The organism is Luteimonas saliphila (assembly GCF_016774335.1).
Taxonomy (GTDB): Bacteria; Pseudomonadota; Gammaproteobacteria; order Xanthomonadales; family Xanthomonadaceae; genus Luteimonas; species Luteimonas saliphila.
In genome coordinates, this window is sequence record NZ_JAETWA010000011.1 from 102,190 (window position 1) to 120,498 (window position 18,309).

15 protein-coding genes are annotated in these 18,309 nt (G+C 71.6%); 9 read left to right on the forward strand and 6 right to left on the reverse strand.

Annotated elements, in window-relative coordinates:
• Window positions 1–78: 78 nt before the first annotated feature.
• The 3 genes from JMO03_RS02170 (at window position 79) to JMO03_RS02180 (ending at window position 4,704) form a co-directional block, all read left to right on the forward strand.
• Entirely contained in the window at window positions 79–351 is a 273-nt protein-coding gene (locus JMO03_RS02170; RefSeq protein WP_202839738.1) for a YcgL domain-containing protein, read from the forward strand.
• Window positions 344–3,613, forward strand: coding sequence for an ankyrin repeat domain-containing protein (locus tag JMO03_RS02175; RefSeq protein WP_202839741.1), 3,270 nt, complete (start codon window positions 344–346; stop codon window positions 3,611–3,613). The genes JMO03_RS02170 and JMO03_RS02175 overlap by 8 nt, the downstream gene beginning before the upstream one ends.
• Before the next feature lie 170 nt (window positions 3,614–3,783).
• Complete coding sequence (locus JMO03_RS02180; protein WP_202839743.1) at window positions 3,784–4,704, forward strand: energy transducer TonB; 921 nt, start codon at window positions 3,784–3,786, stop codon at window positions 4,702–4,704.
• Between the two features lie 12 nt (window positions 4,705–4,716).
• On the opposite strand, the gene JMO03_RS02185 is transcribed toward JMO03_RS02180, so the two are convergent.
• The 3 genes from JMO03_RS02185 to trxA all read right to left on the reverse strand — a co-directional run bounded on the left by JMO03_RS02185 (window position 4,717) and on the right by trxA (window position 7,995).
• Window positions 4,717–5,229, reverse strand: a complete 513-nt coding sequence (locus tag JMO03_RS02185) for a GAF domain-containing protein (RefSeq protein WP_202839750.1) — start codon at window positions 5,227–5,229, stop codon at window positions 4,717–4,719.
• Between the two features lie 472 nt (window positions 5,230–5,701).
• Window positions 5,702–7,453: a transcription termination factor Rho gene (gene rho / locus JMO03_RS02190; RefSeq protein WP_202839752.1), complete on the reverse strand. Its 1,752-nt coding sequence runs from the start codon at window positions 7,451–7,453 to the stop codon at window positions 5,702–5,704.
• Window positions 7,454–7,668: 215 nt separating this feature from the next.
• Window positions 7,669–7,995, reverse strand: coding sequence for a thioredoxin TrxA (gene trxA, locus JMO03_RS02195; RefSeq protein ID WP_149102625.1), 327 nt, complete (start codon window positions 7,993–7,995; stop codon window positions 7,669–7,671).
• A 368-nt stretch (window positions 7,996–8,363) separates the two neighbouring features.
• On the opposite strand from trxA, the gene rhlB reads away from it, so the two are divergent.
• The 5 genes from rhlB to ung all read left to right on the forward strand — a co-directional run bounded on the left by rhlB (window position 8,364) and on the right by ung (window position 13,542).
• Window positions 8,364–10,145 (forward strand): ATP-dependent RNA helicase RhlB, encoded by a 1,782-nt coding sequence (rhlB, locus tag JMO03_RS02200; protein ID WP_202839754.1) that lies wholly within the window; start codon window positions 8,364–8,366, stop codon window positions 10,143–10,145.
• A gap of 217 nt (window positions 10,146–10,362) precedes the next feature.
• Window positions 10,363–11,052, forward strand: a complete 690-nt coding sequence (gene ftsE, locus JMO03_RS02205; protein ID WP_202839756.1) for a cell division ATP-binding protein FtsE — start codon at window positions 10,363–10,365, stop codon at window positions 11,050–11,052.
• Window positions 11,045–11,992, forward strand: coding sequence for a permease-like cell division protein FtsX (gene ftsX, locus JMO03_RS02210; RefSeq protein ID WP_202839759.1), 948 nt, complete (start codon window positions 11,045–11,047; stop codon window positions 11,990–11,992). The genes ftsE and ftsX overlap by 8 nt, the downstream gene beginning before the upstream one ends.
• A 3-nt stretch (window positions 11,993–11,995) precedes the next feature.
• Window positions 11,996–12,841 carry a response regulator gene (locus JMO03_RS02215; RefSeq protein WP_202839761.1) on the forward strand — a complete coding sequence of 282 codons (846 nt, stop codon included), beginning with the start codon at window positions 11,996–11,998 and terminating at the stop codon, window positions 12,839–12,841.
• Window positions 12,838–13,542, forward strand: a complete 705-nt coding sequence (gene ung, locus JMO03_RS02220) for a uracil-DNA glycosylase (protein ID WP_202839764.1) — start codon at window positions 12,838–12,840, stop codon at window positions 13,540–13,542. The genes JMO03_RS02215 and ung overlap by 4 nt, the downstream gene beginning before the upstream one ends.
• A gap of 111 nt (window positions 13,543–13,653) precedes the next feature.
• Here the strand turns inward: ung and JMO03_RS02225 are convergent, their stop codons facing one another.
• The 3 genes from JMO03_RS02225 to JMO03_RS02235 form a co-directional block, all read right to left on the reverse strand.
• Window positions 13,654–14,682 carry a copper resistance protein B gene (locus tag JMO03_RS02225; protein WP_202839766.1) on the reverse strand — a complete coding sequence of 343 codons (1,029 nt, stop codon included), beginning with the start codon at window positions 14,680–14,682 and terminating at the stop codon, window positions 13,654–13,656.
• Window positions 14,679–16,487, reverse strand: a complete 1,809-nt coding sequence (locus JMO03_RS02230) for a copper resistance system multicopper oxidase (protein WP_202839768.1) — start codon at window positions 16,485–16,487, stop codon at window positions 14,679–14,681. Before JMO03_RS02230 ends, JMO03_RS02225 begins: the two co-directional genes overlap by 4 nt.
• Window positions 16,488–16,597: 110 nt before the next feature.
• Complete coding sequence (locus JMO03_RS02235) at window positions 16,598–16,993, reverse strand: CopL family metal-binding regulatory protein (RefSeq protein ID WP_202839770.1); 396 nt, start codon at window positions 16,991–16,993, stop codon at window positions 16,598–16,600.
• Between the two features lie 160 nt (window positions 16,994–17,153).
• On the opposite strand from JMO03_RS02235, the gene JMO03_RS02240 reads away from it, so the two are divergent.
• The gene (locus JMO03_RS02240; RefSeq protein ID WP_202839772.1) at window positions 17,154–18,272 is read left to right on the forward strand and encodes an aromatic ring-hydroxylating oxygenase subunit alpha; all 1,119 of its coding nucleotides are present in this window, start codon (window positions 17,154–17,156) and stop codon (window positions 18,270–18,272) included.
• Window positions 18,273–18,309: the final 37 nt, after the last annotated feature.

Genomic DNA, 18,309 nt, shown 5'->3' on the forward strand with positions numbered 1-18,309 from the left:
GAACCGCGGCCGTGCTGCATCGGTACCGCAACCCGCGGTTTTCCCGCACAATTCCGTGATCGAAGCCCGCGGACGGACATGCAAGCCTACGTCTACAAGAGCCAGCGCAAGGCGGACACCTATGTGTTCCTCGCCGAGCGCAATGGTTTCGAGCGCCTGCCGGAACCCTTGCGCACCCAGCTGGGCCCGCTGCGGTTCGTGTTCGACCTGACACTGACCCCGACGCGTACGCTGGCCCGCGAGAACCCGGCCGAGGTGCGCGCGAACCTTGCCGCGCGCGGCTTCCACCTGCAGTTTCCGCCGGCGATGGACGTCGATCCGATGCACGAGGACTGGGGCACCGATGCCTGAAGCCCCGGCGAGTCGACGACAGGCCCTGGTCGCGGCGGCGGCCGGCGGCGCCCTGGCCCTGGTCGCTGGCGTCGGCGGCGTGGTCGCGGCGCTGGCGGGTGTGCTGGCGCAGCCGGCGCTGGCGCTGGCGGTGCGTGGCTGGCGCGAACGGCGGACCATGGAACGCGCCGCGTTGCTGGGCGACGCCCGCGCGCTGCTGGCGTTGTGGTCGATCGGCCTGGCTGTTGCCGCGCTGCTGGTGGGGTGGCCGCTGCTCGCGGTCCTGCAGAGCGGCGGACTCGGTGCGGCGCTGGCGCTGAGCGCGGTGACGGGCCTGTGCGTGCTCGGGCTGTGGCGCACCTGGCCTTTGTGGCACGCGACCGAAGGCGCGGGCGGACCGTTGGCGCGGCACTGGCAGGCCCTCGGCGACCGCGACGCGTCCGGCTGGCACGGGGTCGTGGCCGCGGCCTGCGTGGGCACGATCCTCGCCTGCATCGTGCTGCTGGCATGGCCACGACTGCTGTTGCCGCAGGCGCGCTGGGCGCTGGCGGGCGCCTGCGCCGTCGCCTGGCCGCTGCTGCACCACCTGCTGCAACGCCTGCCCGGCCCCGGCGTGCTGGCGATCCCGGTGGTGGAAATGGAGGGCGATGTCGCCCGCCTGCCGCCGCCCGCGTTCGATGGCGACCTCGACCCCGTCCTGTATGCCGCCGCCCGCAGCGGACGGGTGGACCAGGCGTTGGCGCTGATCGAAGCGGGGGCCGACATGCATGCGCTGCCCTCCCCGGACGAGCGCGACCAGCGCAGCCTTCCGGTCCTCGCCGCGGTACTGCCCGATCTTCGCCTGCTGCGCGCCCTGATCGCCGGCGGCGTCGATCTGAACGCCGTGCACGCCGGCCTGACCCCGTTGCTGGCGGCCACGCGCGACAGCTGGCACGGCCGTCCCGAAGCGGTGATGACCCTGCTCGCCAACGGCGCCGATCCGCGCGCCGCGGACCACGACGGCAGTACGCCGCTGCACCACGCCGCGCGCAGCTCGGATCCGGGCGTGGCCGCGCTGCTGCAGGATGCCTCGGCCGAACTCGACCTGCAGAACCTCGAAGGACTGACCCCGCTCGGCGTCGCCTGCGCCGCGGGCAACTGGCGCCTCGCGCGCTTCCTGCTCGAGCGCGGCGCGAAGCCGGCGATCGAGGGGGGGACACCGGCACTGGTCGCCGCGGCCGGCGGCGACGAGGACGATCCTGCCGGCGTGCAACTGCTGCTGCGGCACAAGGCGAAGGTCGATGCACGCGATCGCGAAGGGCGTACCGCGCTGCACGTGGCCGCGTTCCAGGGCCATGCCGAGGTCGTCGCGGCGCTGCTCGACGCCGGTGCCGATGTCCACGCGCGCGATGCCCGTGAGTCCACGGCGCTGCTCGAGGCCGCGCGCGGGGCGGGTGCGGCGGTGCTCGAAGCGCTGCTCGCGGCCAAGGCCGATCCGCACGCCCTCGATGCCGAAGGCCGCAATGCAGTGCTGCTGGCCTGCGTCGCCGAGGCACCGTCCTCGGCGCTGGTCGCGCGGTTGCTGGAACTGGGACTGGATCCGCATGCGAGCGGGCACGACGGCAAGCGCGCCGCGGAGCTGGCGGCCGAAGCCGGGCGCTGGCGGCTGGTGGCGCTGCTCGATCCGGAGTACGCATTGCCGGCCAGCGTGCAGTCCGAGGCCGGCGATGCGCTGGAGGACCGCACGCCGCAGACCCTGTTGCGCGAGGGACTGGACGCCGGTCGTCTCGACGACCTCGAGCGCGTCGCCGCGCTGGTGTCTCCGGCCGAGCTCGGCGCCCTGCTGCTCGACGACGACGCGACGCCTTCGCTCGCGCGCATCGACTGGCTGGTCGCGCAGGGCGCCGACCTCGAGGCGCGGGACGCCGAGGGTGACACCGCGGTGTTCCGGCTGCTCGCGCGCGGACCCGATGCCGTGCCCGCGCTGCAGGCCCTGCTGCGGCACGGCGCTTCGCCGGCCGGCAGCGGTGGCCTGGCGCGGTTCCTGGCCGCCTGCGTGGAAGGCGACCAGGCCGGCCGTGCACTGGAGCAGTGCGCGCTGGATCTGGTCGAACGCGGCGCCGATCCGTTCGCCCCCTCGCCCGGCGGCGATCCGCCGCTGTCGCTGGCCGTGCACCTGGGCTGGGACCGCCTGATCGAACGCCTGCTCGCGATCGGGGTCGATGCCGATGCGCGCGACGCGCGCGGCATGACCGCGCTGCACCTGGCGGCCGCGCTGGCGCGCGAGGGCGTGCTCAAGACCCTGGTGCGGCATGGCGCCGCGATCGACATGCGCGCGCAGGACGGCCAGACCCCGCTCGGGGTCGCGCTCGCCAGCGGCCGGCGCGACCTCGCCGACTGGCTCGACTGGCGCGGCTGGCCGCTGCCGCGGCGCGCGCTGCAACCGGCCGACCTGCCCGCCGCGGCGATGGCGGGCGACGCCGATGCGGTACGCCGGCTGATCGACCTCGGCCTGGCGGTGGATGCCGTCGACGCCCAGGGCTGCACCGCGCTGCTGCGCGCCAGTGGTGGCGGCCACCGCGCCGTGGTCGACCTGCTGCTGGCGCGCGGCGCGCAGCCGCAGCACGTCGCGCACACCGGCGCCACCCCGCTGTCGGCGGCGGTGAGCATGCGCCATGGCGAGATCGTCGAGCGGCTGCTCGCCGCCGGCGCCAAGCTCGAACAGCGGCTGCCCGGCGAGGTCACCGTGCTGATGCTGGCCGCGGCGCTGGGGCTGCCGGAACTGTGCGCGCGGCTGATGACCGCGGGCGCCAACGTCCACGCCACCGATGCGCAGGGGCTCACACCGCTGCATTGCGCGGCGCTGTACGGCTTCACCGCACGCGACCGCACCCGGCTGGTGGCCCTGTTCGACACTCTGCTGCTGGCCGGTGCCGAGGTCGACGCGGTCGCGGCGGGCGGCGTCACCCCGCTGTTGCTGCTGGTGGGCGCGCGCGCCGAGCCCGGGACCGCTTGCGACGAGGACGTGCTGCTGGCGGTGATCGAACACCTGCTCGACGAGGGCGCCGCGCTCGACGCGCGCGACCCGCGCGGCTTCGGCCCCCTGCACCTGGCCGCACTGCACGGCCTGCTGCGCGTCACCCAGCGCCTGCTGCGCGCCGGCGCCGACCCGGAGGCGCGCGACGCGCTCAACCGCACCCCGCGCGAGATCGCGGTGATGCGCGGCTTCGTCGATGTCGCCCACGAATACGTACCTGTGCAGGCCGGGGTGTCGATGGCGCGGTTCCTGCGCGACCGCGGCTGAGGGAGGCCTCTCGCCCGCGTGGCAGGGCCGCTTGCGGACGCGCATGGCCGGGTCTACATTCCGCTGGCAGCGCCCGGTTGTCGTCCGCCCGGTGGCTGCGCCAGGGAGTCGTGCCGCGCATGCCCGCATGCCCAGCTCGATGGGGGCCGTGATCGCCAGGGAGCATGGTAATGAGGGTGCGCATCCGTTCGTCGTGGTGTTTGCTGTTCGTGCTCTCGCTCGCCGCAGGCGCGGTCCAGGCCGCGGGCGTGGCCGCAGCCCGCAAGCAGATCGAGGCGAGCATGCTGGTGACCGGCCGGGTCACGATCACGCTGGACGGCGCCGTCGCGGGGTGGACCATCGACGAACGCGAGAAGCTGCCGGAGGTGGTGGCGAACCTGGTCGACGCAGCCGTCCCCGGCTGGCGTTTCGAGCCGATCGTGGTCGATGGCAAGCCGGCGCACGGCAGCGCACGGATGAGCCTGCTGCTGGTGGCCAACCGTTTCGAGGACGGCCGCTTCCGGGTTTCGATCCGCGACGGCTACTTCGGCCGGGAGGCGGTGAACATCGCCGCGCAGCTCGCGCGCGAGGGTGCGGGCGCTGCCGACGATGCGGCCGGGGCCAGCGACCAGTTGTCCGCGCTCGACCTCCAGCCTCCGGCTTACCCGATGCGGGCGCTCGCCGGGGGTGCGCATGGCACGGTCTACGTCGTCGTCAAGGTGAATCGCGACGGTCGGGTGGAGGACGCGGCGGTCGAGCAGGTGAATCTGCGGGTCGTCGGCAGCGGGGTGGAGCTGGCCCGCATGCGCGAGATCCTGGCGAAGCCGGCCTTGGCGGCCGCGCGCAAGTGGACCTTCCGTCCTCCCAGCACGGGCGAGTGGGCGGACGACGAGTCGTGGACGGCGCGAGTGCCGGTGGACTACCGCTTCTACGATTCGAGGCCGGCAGGCTATGGACAGTGGGAAGCCTATGTGCCCGGTCCGCGCAGTCCGGTGCCCTGGCAGATGGAAAGCCTCGATGGGTTCGAAATCGCACCGGACGCATTGATCGCCGGCCAGGTGCACCAGGCCGGCACGGGATTGAAGTTGCTGACGCCGATCGGAGGCGGTTGAACCCGCCGGGTTTCAGCGCGACGCGAGCGCCTGCAATCGACCGGCACCACGCTCGGCGATCGCGCACAGCGCGTGTTCGTGGTCGAGCGTGTAGTAGTCGCTTTCGGGATGCTCGCTGTCGAGCACGCCGAACAGCGTGTCGCCGAGCAGGATCGGCACCGCGAGCTCGGACAGGTTGGACTGGTCGTCGGGCACGTAGCGCGGATCGAAGCGTGCGTCGCCCGTGCGCTGCGGCAGGCGCAGTCGCGCGCATTGGCCCACGATGCCCCGCCCTAGCGCCAGGGTGATCCGAGATTCGAGCACGCGGCTCGCGGCGCGCTTGGGTCCCCAGGCCGCCTGCTGGGTCAGCGTGCGGCCGCCGGGATCGCACAGGTAGACGATCGCGTCGACCAGTTCGAGTTCCTTGCCGGCGAAGCCGCACAGCGTCCAGGCGACGTCGGCAGGCAGCATCGCGCTCTCGAGGCTGGCATCGAGCTGGGCCAGGCGGCCGCGGGCATTGGCGAGGAAGGCGGCGGCACGGGACATGGCGAGGGACCCTGGAAGGTTTTCCATGCCGGATGCCGGTCGGCGAACCGGCGTCCGCGACCTGCATGGTGCGACCGGAATGCGGGCATGTCCAATCGGCACGGGCGCCCCGGGGCGCCCGTGCCGCGCGGCGCCAACGCGTCTGGGCCGTCGGAGCGCGCGGCCAACGCATTCCTGCCTCGGATGGGACGAGCGCGCGACGGATTCGGGATTGCCGCGGATGCCGGCGCGGAAGCGGCCATCGCGAGGGAAAGCGCCGCGTCTGTCCGGCTTGCGGGGGCGCCGCCTCCTTGATTTCGCACCCAAGGGTCTGCCGGTCGCGGCTGGGTCCATAAGCTCGCCAGGGAAGGCGGCGACGCGATGCAGTAGAAAAAGCGGCCCCATCCCCAGTACCGACGTCCTGGAACCCGGGCGGAGAAAAGAGGAAGGCGCCGGTTGCCCGGCGCCTTCCTGTTGCCGCGATGTCCGGTACTCAGCGCTTCATCGAAGCGAAGAACTCGTCGTTGGACTTCGTCGACTTCATCTTGTCGAGCAGGAATTCCATCGCCGCGATCTCGTCCATCGGGTGCAGCAGCTTGCGCAGGATCCAGATCTTCTGGAGCATTTCCGGCTCGATCAGGTAGTCCTCGCGGCGGGTGCCGGAGAGGTTGACCGCGATCGCCGGGTACACGCGCTTCTCGGCGATGCGGCGGTCCAGGTGCACTTCCGAGTTGCCGGTGCCCTTGAACTCCTCGTAGATCACCTTGTCCATCGCGCTGCCGGTGTCGACCAGGGCGGTGGCGATGATGGTCAGGCTGCCGCCTTCCTCGACGTTGCGCGCGGCGCCGAAGAAGCGCTTCGGGCGGTGCAGCGCGTTGGCGTCGACGCCGCCGGTGAGCACCTTGCCGGAACTGGGCACCACGTTGTTGTAGGCGCGGGCGAGGCGGGTGATCGAATCGAGCAGGATCACCACGTCCTTCTTGTGTTCGACCAGGCGCTTGGCCCGCTCGATCACCATCTCGGCGACCTGCACGTGGCGCGCGGCCGGTTCGTCGAAGGTGGAGCTCACCACTTCGCCGCGCACGGTGCGCTGCATCTCGGTGACTTCCTCGGGGCGCTCGTCCACCAGCAGCACGATCATGTGCACGTCCGGGTGGTTGCTGGTGATCGCGGTGGCGATCTGCTGCATCAGCATGGTCTTGCCGGCCTTGGGCGGCGAGACGATCAACGCGCGCTGGCCCTTGCCCTGCGGCGCCATCAGGTCGAGGATGCGGCCGGCGATGTCCTCGGTGGACCCGTCGCCGCGCTCGAGCTTGAAGCGCCTGCGCGGGAACAGCGGGGTCAGGTTCTCGAACAGCACCTTGCCCTTGCTCGCCTCCGGCGGCTCGCCGTTGATCGTGTCGACCACGTTCAGCGCGAAGTAGCGCTCGCCGTCCTTCGGCCAGCGGATGCGGCCGGAGAGGTGGTCGCCGGTGCGCAGGTTGAAGCGGCGGATCTGCGAGGGCGAGATGTAGGTGTCGTCGGGGCCGGCCAGGTAGCTGGCCTCGGCGCCGCGCAGGAAGCCGAAGCCGTCGGGCAGGATCTCGAGCACGCCGTCGGCCTGCACGCCCTCGCCGGTGCGGGTGAGCACCTTGAGCAGGGCGAAGATCACGTCCTGCTTGCGGGCGCGGGCGACGCCTTCGTGGATGTTGAGCTGCTCGGCGATGTCGAGCAGCTTGTGCGCCGGCATGCGCTTGAGGTCGCCCAGCGAATACTGCGGGAAGCCTTCGGGGATGTTGGGGGGCGGCAGTCGCGATGCCTGTTCGTTGCCGCTGCTGCCATCGTCCTGCGGCAGGCCGCCATCGCGCGGGCGATCGCCGCCGCGCTGTCGGTCGCGCCGGTTGCGGAAACGGTCGCGGCGGTTGCCGCCGGGGCCGTTCGGATTGTTCGGATTGTTCTGGTTGTTGCGGTTGCCGTCGTAAGGCTGGCGCTGCTGGCCGCCTTCGCCCTGGGGCGTCTCACCAGCGCCCGAGGACGCTGCCTGGGGCGGCGCGGAATCGGCAGCCGGCGGTGGCGCAGGAGGCGCCTGCGGCGGGGGCGGTGGCGCCGGTGCGGCGGCCTTCGGCTCGGCGGGCGTCGGCGCCGACTCGAACAGCCTGGGCGCCTCCGCATCCGCGGCCTTGGCGACCTTCTTGGGGGCGCGGGCGGCAGTCTTGCGCACGGGCTTGGCGGCGGTGTCGCCGTCGTCGGGGGTGTTGTCGGACAAGTGCGGATTCCTCGCTTGCTGCGAGCGCCCGGAACCGGGCGGGAAGTGTTGACGGGAGTCGTTCAGACGGGGTGCGGCGCCGTGATACACGCCGGATCGGGTCAAGCTAACACCGCGCGGGGGGGCGCGGCAAGCGGGGCTGCGGGCGCTGCGTTCATGTGCCGGCGCGGCGTGCGGCTCGCCGTGCCGACGGGCGCAGGCGGCCCGCGGGCGGCTCAGACCGCCTTGTCGATCATCTGCGCCAGCTGCGCCTTGCCGACCGCGCCGATCTGGGTGGCCTGGACCTGGCCATCCTTGAACAGCAGCAGCATCGGGATCGAGCGGACGTGGTACTTGAGCGCGGTGGCGCGGTTCTCGTCGACGTTGACCTTGGCGATCCGGACCTTGCCGGCGTAGTCGTCGGCCAGTTCGTCCAGCGCCGGGGCGATCATCTTGCACGGCCCGCACCAGGGCGCCCAGAAGTCGACCAGCACCGGCTCGGCGGACTGCAGCACGGTGGACTCGAAATCGGCGTCGGTGGCGTGGAACACGTGCTCGCTCACGAAAGGCTCCTGGGCTGGGGCGGCTGCCGCGGCGGCGGCGATACCGGGATGGATGGTAAACTTTGGGGATTCGCGGCCCGTTTCAAGGGCCCCCTCAACGGGAAACCCCCGGGGCGACCCCATGCGCCCATGGTCCGCGAGCTTCCGGGGAGCCGCGCCTTCGGCGCCATCCCCGGTTCCCAGGCAGTCTGCGATGCGGGCGCCACCCACGCAAGCACCAGAGCGTGTCATGCAGCTTCAAGCACTTCCCTGCCCGTTTGGGTCGCCGCGATGCGGCGATGGGCCCCCCGCCTTGCGGCGACCCAAGCGGACCGGGAGGCACTTGCAGGCACACGGCAGGCCGCGGAGCGGCATACAAGATCCAATCCATGAGCGATAAACCACTTACCGACATCACCTTCTCCAGCTTCGAACTGCATCCCGCGCTGCTGGCCGGCCTCGAGTCCGCGGGATTCACCCGCTGCACGCCGATCCAGGCGCTGACCCTGCCGATCACTCTGGCCGGGCGCGACGTCGCCGGCCAGGCGCAGACCGGCACCGGCAAGACCCTGGCCTTCCTGGTCACGGTCATCAACCGGCTGCTGTCGCGGCCGGCGCTGGCCGAACGCAAGCCCGAGGATCCGCGCGCGCTGATCCTGGCGCCGACCCGCGAGTTGGCGATCCAGATCCACAAGGACGCGATGAAGCTCGAGGCCGAGACGGGCCTGAAGTTCGCCCTGGTCTACGGCGGCGTCGACTACGACAAGCAGCGTTCGCTGCTGCAGGCCGGCGCCGACGTGATCATCGCCACGCCCGGGCGTCTGATCGACTACGTCAAGCAGCACAAGGTCGTGTCGCTGCACGCCTGCGAGGTCTGCGTGCTGGACGAGGCCGACCGCATGTTCGATCTGGGCTTCATCAAGGACATCCGCTTCCTGCTGCGGCGCATGCCGATCCGCACCGAACGGCAGACCCTGCTGTTCTCCGCCACGCTGAGCCATCGCGTGCTGGAGCTGGCCTACGAGCACATGAACGAGCCGGAGAAGATCGTCGTCGAGACCGAGTTCATCACCGCGGCCAAAGTGCGGCAGAAGCTCTACTACCCCTCCGACGAGGAGAAGCTGCCGCTGCTGATCGGCCTGCTCTCGCGCAGCGAGGGCGCGCGGACCATGGTGTTCGTCAACACCAAGGCCTTCGTCGAGCGCGTCGCGCGTTCGCTCGAGCGCGCCGGCTACCGCGTCGGCGTGCTGTCGGGCGACGTGCCGCAGAAGAAGCGCGAATCGCTGCTGAAGAAGTTCCAGGCCGGCCAGCTCGAGATCCTGGTCGCCACCGACGTCGCCGCGCGCGGCCTGCACATCGACGGCGTCAGTCACGTCTACAACTACGACCTGCCGTTCGACGCCGAGGACTACGTGCACCGCATCGGACGTACCGCGCGGCTCGGTGCCGAGGGCGATGCGATCAGCTTCGCCTGCGAGCGTTACGCGGTGGGCCTGCCCGACATCGAGGCCTACATCGAACAGAAGATTCCGTCCGAGCCGGTGACCGCGGAACTGCTGGTGCCGGTGCCGCGCAAAACGCGTCCGGACGCGGTGGTGGACACGGGCGACAACGAGGACGGCGACAGCATCGGCGAGATCTATCGCGAGGTGCGTGAGGCCAAGGCGGCCGAGGACGCCAAGCGCGGCGGTGGCCGCGGCGCGCGTCCGGCCGGCGGCCGCGGCGGCCCGCACGCGGATGGCGAACGCGGCGAGCGCCCGCGTCGCCCGCGCAGGCCGAACCCGCAGCCCGAAGCGGCCACGTCACCGGTGGCGGAAGCGGCGCCCATGGCCGCGGCCGAAGCGAAGACGGGGATCGATGCCGCGGGCGCGGTGGCCGCGGCGATGCCGGACGAATCGCGCCCGCCGCGCAAGCGCCGCAAGCGCCGGCGCGGCCAGCGGGTGGAAGGCGCGGCGGATTCGCGGACGAACGGCAACGGCAATGGCGATGCCGGCAGTCGCGACGCCGCGCAGCCGCGCGCAGCCAGGGCTTCGACATCGCAGCAGCCGCGTCCGCAGCGCGCGCCGCGTGGCGATGCGCAGGTGCCGTCCGCGGGAGAGCCGTCGCTGCTCTCGCGCATCGGCGCGCGCCTGCGCAAGCTGGTCACGCGGGCACCGCAGAACCAGCACTGATCCGGGTCGATGCAGGGCGCGCTGGGCACACGCTTGGCGCGCCCGCGCGCGCATGCCGGCAGGACGCACGCCGGAGGCTGCAAAGGTTGCTTCCGTTCCGGGCGCCAGGCTGCGTGGACGCGGGCATCCCGAGCGGGACGGAACCGCGGTGTCGACGCGTGAAAAGCCGCGACACGGGTCCGTTCGGCGTTTCCGACTTCTGCGATACTCCGCTGCCATGAACGTCCTGCGTTTCGACAGCGTCAGCAAACAGTACGAAGGCGGCCGCGTCGCGCTGTCGGAGGTCAGTTTCGACGTGTCCGCGGGCGAGATGCTGTTCATCACCGGGCATTCCGGCGCCGGCAAGAGCACCCTGCTGAAGCTGATCCACCTCGCCGAGCGGCCGAGCCGGGGCGCGGTGGTGTTCAACGAGCGCAACCTGCTCAAGGTGCGCGGGCGCCGGGTCGCCCTGCACCGGCGCGAAGTGGGCGTGGTGTTCCAGGACCACCGGTTGCTGACCGACCGCAGCGTGTTCGACAACGTCGCGCTGCCGCTGATCCTGCGCGGCCTGCGCCGTGGCGAGATCGGCAAGCGCGTGCGCAGCGTGATCGAGCGGTTGGGCCTGGGCGATCGCGAACGCGCGCTGCCGACCCAGCTCTCGGCGGGCGAACAGCAACGCGTCGGCATCGCCCGCGCGGTGGTCGGCGAACCGCGGCTGCTGGTCGCCGACGAGCCCACCGGCAACCTCGATCCGACGCTGTCGGCGGAGATCATGGCGCTGTTCGCATCGCTCCCCGAGCGCGGCACCAGCGTGCTCGTCGCCAGCCACGACCTCGGACTGGTCAAGCGCATGCGCAAGCGCGTGCTGGTGCTCGATCACGGCCGACTCGCCGACGACATCGCGCCCGAGGACCTGGCCGATGAATGAGGCGCGCGCGGCCACGGCGGGCCTGACCTCGCCGCTTGGTACCTGGTTCGACCACCACCTCTACAGCCTGGTCGCCAGCCTCGGCCGGGTGTTCCGCAAGCCCTGGGCGGCGCTGCTCACGATCGCGGTGATGGCGCTGGCGCTGGCGCTGCCGCTGGGACTGTGGCTGGTGCTGGGCAACGTCGAACGGCTGGCTGGCAACATCGAGCGCTCGCGCGAGATCAGCGTGTTCCTGCGCCAGGACGTCGACGCCGAACGCGCCGCGCGCCTGGCCGACGAACTGCGCGCGCGCGGCAACATCGGCAGCGTCGAGCACGTCACCCCGGAACAGGCGATGGAATCGCTGCGCGCGGACGACACGCTGGCGGGGATCGTCGACGCGGTCGGCGACGACAATCCGCTGCCGCATGCGCTGGTGATCACGCCCGCGGGCGACGAGCTGATGGTCGCCTCGTCGCTGCAGCAGCTGCCCGAGGCCGAGCTGGTGCAGCACGACGCGCAATGGCGGCAGCGCCTGGACACCTGGCTGCGTTTCGGCGGACGCGTGACCTGGGTGCTGGCGGCCCTGTTCGGCCTCGGCGCGCTGCTGGTGGTCGGCAATACCGTGCGCCTGGACATCCAGTCGCGGCGCGAGGAGATCGGCGTGCTGCAGCTGCTCGGCGCCACCGACGGCTTCATCCGTCGCCCGTTCCTGTACCTGGGCGCGTGGTACGGCCTCGCGGCGGGCGCGCTGGCGGTCGGACTGCTGGCGGCTGCCGGATTCGCGCTGCGCGATCCGCTGGCCGAACTCACCGCGAGCTACGGCAGCCGCTTCGCACTCGCCGGTATCGATATGCGGTGGACGGTCGCGGTGCTGGCCGTTGCGACCGCCCTCGGCTGGCTCGGGGCCAACCTGGTCACCGGCCATTTCCTGCGGCAGACGCGCCCCACCGAGACCTGACGCATGATCTCGCACGACCTCCGCCACCTCGACAACGACAATCCCTGCGTCCTCGTGGTCGACGGCTCCAAGCTGGTGCGCAAGCTGATCCACGCCGTGCTGCAGAAGGAACTGCCGGGCGTGCGCGTGGTCGAGGGCGGCAGCCTGGCCGAGGCGCGCGCGGCGCTGGGCGGCGAGCCGGTCGACCTCGTCACCACCGCGCTGGTGCTGCCCGACGGCGACGGCCTGCAGGTCGCGCGCGCAGTGCGCGAGGCCGGCGGCCAGCGCTACGTGCCGGTGATCGTGATCTCCGGCGACGTGCAGTCGCACCTGGAGGACCGGCGTTTCACCGAGGACGTCACCGACTACTTCGACAAGGGCCTGGGCCACAACGCGCTGGCCGCGTTCATCCGCGGCTACGTCCAGCCGCAGCCGATTCCCGACGCCCACGTCCTGTACATCGAGGACAGCCGCACCGTCGCGGTCGCGATCCGGCGGATGCTCGAGGCCCACCAGATGCGCGTCACCCATGTCACCAACGCCGAGGACGCGATCGCCTACCTCGAGGCCTACGCCGGTACCGAGGCCGCGCCCGGCGCCGACCTCGTGCTCACCGATCTGTATCTGAAGGGCGAACTGGACGGACGCGACGTGCTCGACAAGGTGCGCAACGGCCTGGGCTACGGCAAGCGCCGGCTGCCGGTGCTGGTGATGACCGGCGACGACAACCGCGACAACCAGGCGGCGCTACTGCGCCAGGGCGCCAACGATCTCGTGCTCAAGCCGATCGAGGAGCGGCTGCTGGCGACCAAGGCCCTGTTCCAGCTGCGCCTCGCGCGCCTGCCGATCCTGCATTCGCAGCAGGCATGAGCGGGGAAGGGGTCCGGCTCGAGCCTTCCTGGAAGTCGCGCGTCGGCGACTGGTTCGCGCGCGAGGACATGCAGGCGCTCTCGGCCTTCCTGCGCCAGCGCAAGGCGTCCGGCGCCCGCGTCTATCCGCCGGGGCCGCAGATCTTCGCGGCGTTCGAGGCGACCCCGTTCGACGCGGTGAAGGTGGTGGTGCTCGGGCAGGATCCGTACCACGGTCCCGGCCAGGCGCACGGCCTGTGTTTTTCCGTGCGCCCGGGCGTGCCGGTGCCGCCGTCGCTGGACAACATGTTCAAGGAGATCCAGCGCGACCTCGGCATCGCGCGGCCGGATCACGGTTACCTGATGCCGTGGGCGCGGCAGGGCGTACTGCTGCTCAACGCGGTGCTGACCGTGGAGGAGGGCCGCGCTGGCGCGCATCAGGGCAAGGGCTGGGAGGGTTTCACCGACCACGTGGTCGAGGTGCTCAACCGCGAGCGCGAGGGACTGGTGTTCCTGCTCTGGGGCAGTTATGCGCAGAAGAAGGGTGCGATCGTCGATCCGCGCCGGCACCGGGTGCTGCGCACCACCCATCCCTCGCCGCTGTCGGCGCATCGCGGTTTCCTGGGTTGCGGGCATTTTTCCGCGGCCAACGAGTACCTCGCGCGACACGGCCAGGCGCCGATCGACTGGTCGCTGCCACCCAGGGCGACGCTGGAGATCTGAGTGTCCGGGGGCTCCCGGGCCCATGGAACTGGCGAAGCAAGCGATGGCCGGTCCGCGCCCCCGGCGTGCCCTCCGGGGTAGAAGGTGCCCGACGGCGGATGAGGGCAGGCCTCAAAACCAGAACCGCACGCCCGCTACCAGCCGCGTGTCGCGCGACGCCTCGCCCTCGGCGGCATGGAAGTCCGCGGTGCGCCCGAAGGTGCGCTCGTGCGAGACGCCGATGTAGGGGGCGAACCGGCGCGCGGCTTCGTAGCGCAAGCGCAGCCCGGCTTCGGCCTTCGACAGGCCGCTGCCGACGCCGCGCGCGGCGTCGTCCTCCGAGTGCAGTTCGATCTCCAGCAGCGGCTGCAGCACCAGCCGGTTGGTGAAGCGCAGGTCGTATTCCGCTTCCAGCTTCGCCGCGACCCCGCCGCCATCGCCGACGTAGGCGATGGCGGACACCTCCCACATGTACGGCGCGATGCCCTGCACGCCGAACGCGGCTCGGGTGCGCGATGCCGGGCGGACGTCCTGGCGCACGCCGGCGACCACGTCCCACCAGCGCGCCACCGCGCGCGAGTGACGCAGTTCGACGTTCGACGACGTGGTGCGCCCCGTTTCACGCTGTCCGCTGCTGCGCAGCCAGAGCCGGTGGATGTCGCCGCCGATCGAAGCGCTGCCTTCCCACGCCTGGCCACGGGCGTGCCTGCCGTCCCAGGCCTCGAAGCGGTTGAACTTCACCCGGCTGTAGACCGTGGGACCGTGTTCCATCCCCGCGTGCGACAGCATCGGGAACGCCGCGGCGCGGTCGGCATCGGTCAGCGGTGGGATCGGCTCGCGCGGCTGCTCCGGGCCACCGCCGGGCGTGCAGTGGCCCATCGCGGCATGTTCCGGCGGGCAGTCGGGCGGCGGGGCCGGTTCCGGGGTGCAATGCCCCATCGCGGCGTGCCCGGCCGTGCACGCAGGGGCGTGGTCTCCATGCGGTGCGGGCGGCTCCTGCGCTGGATCGCGCGCGGTGCAGTGGCCCATCGCGGTATGCTCCGGCGTGCAGCGCGACGCAGAGTCCGCGGGCGGATCATGGTCGTGCTGCGCGAGCGCGTTGCCGGTCGTACCGACTCCGAGCAGCAGGGCGAGCAGCGTGGGGGACGCGAGCCGGCTCACGAGCGTTCCTCCACGCGCACTTCGCGCATCATGCCCGCGTCCATGTGGTAGAGCAGGTGGCAGTGATAGGCCCAGCGGCCGAGCGCATCGGCGCGCACGCGGTAGCTGCGCTTCGTGCCCGGCGGCATGTCGACGGTGTGCTTGCGCACCATGAAGCTGCCGTCGGCATCCTCGAGGTCGCTCCAAAGCCCGTGCAGGTGGATCGGGTGCTGCATCATCGTGTCGTTGACCAGCACGATGCGCATGCGCTCGCCGTAGTTCAGCCGCAACGGTTCGGCGCCGGCGAAGGGAATGCCGTCGAACGACCAGGAGAACTTCTCCATGTGGCCGGTGAGGTGCAGCTCGACGGTGCGGCCCGGGTCGCGGCCATCGGGATCTTCGAACACGCTCTTCAGGTCGGCGTACGCCAGCACGCGCCGGCCGTTGTTGCGCAGGCCGATGCCGGGGTCGTCGAGCTTCGACGCCGGGCTCATCGTCTGCATGTCCACCAGCGGATTGCCGGTTTCGCTGGCCGGATGCGACTGCATGCCGCCACCGCCGTGGCTGGCGTGCGCGCCTTGCATGTTCGCGCCGCAGCCGCCCTCCGCGGCCATCGCCGCGCCGCAGCCGCCTTCCGTGCCCTTGCCGTGCGTGTCGTGCCCGCCGTGGCCCATGTCGGCCATCGTCAGCCGCGGCCGCGGATCGACCGCCGGAACCGGCGCTTCGAGTCCGCCGCGCACCGCCAGCGTCCCGCGCGCATGGCCGGTGCGGCCCATGTCCTGGGCGAAGATGGTATAGGCGTCCTGCCCGGAGGGCTCGACGATCACGTCGTAGGTTTCGGCCGCGCCCATGCGCAACTCGTCGACGCTCACCGGATGCACGTACTGCCCGTCGGCCGCGACCACGGTCATCTTCAGCCCGGGAATGCGCACGTCGAAGTGGGTCATCGCCGAGGCGTTGATGAAGCGCAGCAGCACCTTCTCGCCGGGGCGGAATTCGCCGGTCCAGTTGTTGGCCGGGGTGACGCCGTTCATCAGGTAGGTGTAGGTGTGCCCGTTGACGTCCGACAGGTCGGTGGGCGTCATCCGCATCTCGCCCCAGGCGCGGCGGTCGGCGAGCGTCGCCGCCGGTCCGTCGCGGCGCAGGTCGCGGAAGAAGTCGCCGACGGTGGGCTTGTACCAGTTGTCGAAGTGCGGCGCCTTCTTCAGGCGAGCGAACAGGTCCGAGGGGGCGAGGTCGGTCCAGTCCGAGAGCAGCACCACGTGCTCGCGGTCCCAGTGGTAGGGCGCAGGCCGCAGCGGGTCGACGATGATCGCGCCGTACAGTCCGGCCTGTTCCTGGTGCAGCGAGTGGCTGTGGTACCAGTAGCTGCCGGACTGCTTCAGCGTGAACCGGTACAGGTACGACTCGCCGGGCATGATCCCGTCGAAGCTCATGCCCGGCACGCCGTCCATGTTCGCCGGCAGCAGGATGCCGTGCCAGTGGATCGAAGTCTGGATCCCGGGCGGCAGGTGGTTGGCCACGCGCAGTATGACGGTGTCGCCTTCGCGCCAGCGCAGGATCGGTGCGGGCAGCGCGTTGTTGACGGTGATCGCCGGACGCGTGCGGCCGGTGAAGTTGACGATCGCCGGGCCGATGTCGAGCCGGAAATCGGTGCCGGCGAGTTCGGTGCCGGGACGCGCGACGACGGCATCGCGTGCGTGCGCGGGCACCCGCAGCGTGCCGGCTGCGAGCGCGGCGCCGCCGAGGAACAGTCCCTGGACGAAGGTGCGGCGCGTAGGCGAGGCCAGCGCCTGCGCGGGGAGTCGTGGGCTCCTGCGGATCATCTCGTGCTCCATGGCGGGTGCGCGCGTGCGCGTCCGCCCTTCTCGGGTAAAGGCGTCGCGCCCGGGTCGGAACGCGACAACGCATCCGGGCCGCGAGCGCGCGGCGAAGCTCAGGCGATCGGAGGTCGCAGCAGCGGGAAGGCGTGCACGGCGTGGACCTGCGTGCGCGCGGTACGCGAAGGCCCAGGCACGTGCCCGGCGGCCGGCACCGGGGGCATCGGGGACAGGGCCGCGAACCCGTGCTGCAGGCACAGGTCGAGGCAGCGTTGCAGGCAGTCGTCATCGCCTTGCGCGGAGGGCGCTGTGGGCGGCGGCGTCGCGTCGCGCCGGGTATGGCAGTCGGCGGCGGCGTGGCCTGCGCGATCCGGGGCCTGGTCGACCGCCATCGGCATGGCGGCGCCGGCATCGAGTGCGGACATCGCCACGTGCGTGGCCGCGACCGCCGGTGCGACGGTGTCGAGCAGCAGGCCCAGGCACAGCAGCAGTCGGAGCAGGACCGGAAACACGGGGAACGAAAGCCTCGATGGCGCGGCAGCGCGAGACCGCGACAGGATACCGCAGCGGGAAAGCCTGTCCTGGCGGTCGGTGGCATCGGCTGCGGGGGCGCGTGCGCTACGATGCGGCCATCGCCGACTCCCGCGCGCCGCAGGGTGCGAAGAGGCCTGCATGACCGCACCGGTCGCCGAGCTGATCGGCCAGTACGACCCATCGCTGCCGCTGGCCGAAGCCAGCACGCCGCCCTCGGCGTGGTACCTCGATCCGCGGATCGGGGAGCTGGAGCGGCGCGCGGTGTTCGCACGTCACTGGCAGTGCGCCGGCCGCCTCGACCAGTTGCGCGAGCCCGGCGACTACGTGACCTGCGGGATCGCGGGCGAGCCGGTCCTGGTGGTGCGCGGCGACGACGGCGTGTTGCGCGGCTTCTTCAATGTCTGCCGCCACCACGCGGCTGCGGTGATGACGCAGCCGCAGGGCTGCGCGAAACACCTGCGCTGCCCCTACCACGGCTGGACCTACGCGCTCGACGGCACGCTCAAGGGCACGCCGGGCTTCGGCGACGAATGCCCGCTGGACCGCGCCGCGAACGGCCTGGTGCCGGTCGACATCGCGCAGTGGGAACGCTGGGTGTTCGTGCGCATCGAGCGCACCGGGCCGACGCTGGAGGAGTTCCTCGGCGACAGCGCCATCGCCGGGGTGCGCGCGCTGGGGCTCGACCGCCTGCACTGGTTCGCCCGCCGTCGCTACCTGCTGGACTGCAACTGGAAGGTATTCGTCGACAATTTCCTCGATGGCGGCTACCACGTCCCGCACCTGCACAAGGGTCTCAACAGCGTGCTCGACTTCGCGCGCTACACGGTCGAGACCGGCCGCCACCACTGCCTGCAGTCGGCGCCGATGGCCAAGGGCGACGACGTGCGGTTCACGTCCGTGCGCGGCGGCGAGCGCGCGGCGTACTACTGGTTCCATCCGAATTTCATGGTGAACTGGTACGAGGGCATGATGGACACCCACCTCGTGTTGCCGCTGGGGCCGGCACGCACCGAGGTCGTGTTCGACTTCTGGTTCGAGGACGTGTCGGAGGCGGCGCGCGAGCGCAACGAAGCCAGCATCGCCGTCGGCGACATCGTCCAGGACGAGGACGCGGCGATCTGCGGGTCGGTGCAGCGCGGCCTGGGTTCGCGCGCCTACGACACCGGTCGCCTCTCGGCGCGTCGGGAGGCCGGGGAGCACCTGTTCCACCGGCTGCTGCATGCGGATCTGTCGCGCGGGCCATTCCCGAGGCGTTGACGGGCGTCGGACGACCGGCGCCGCCAGGTTCCGGATG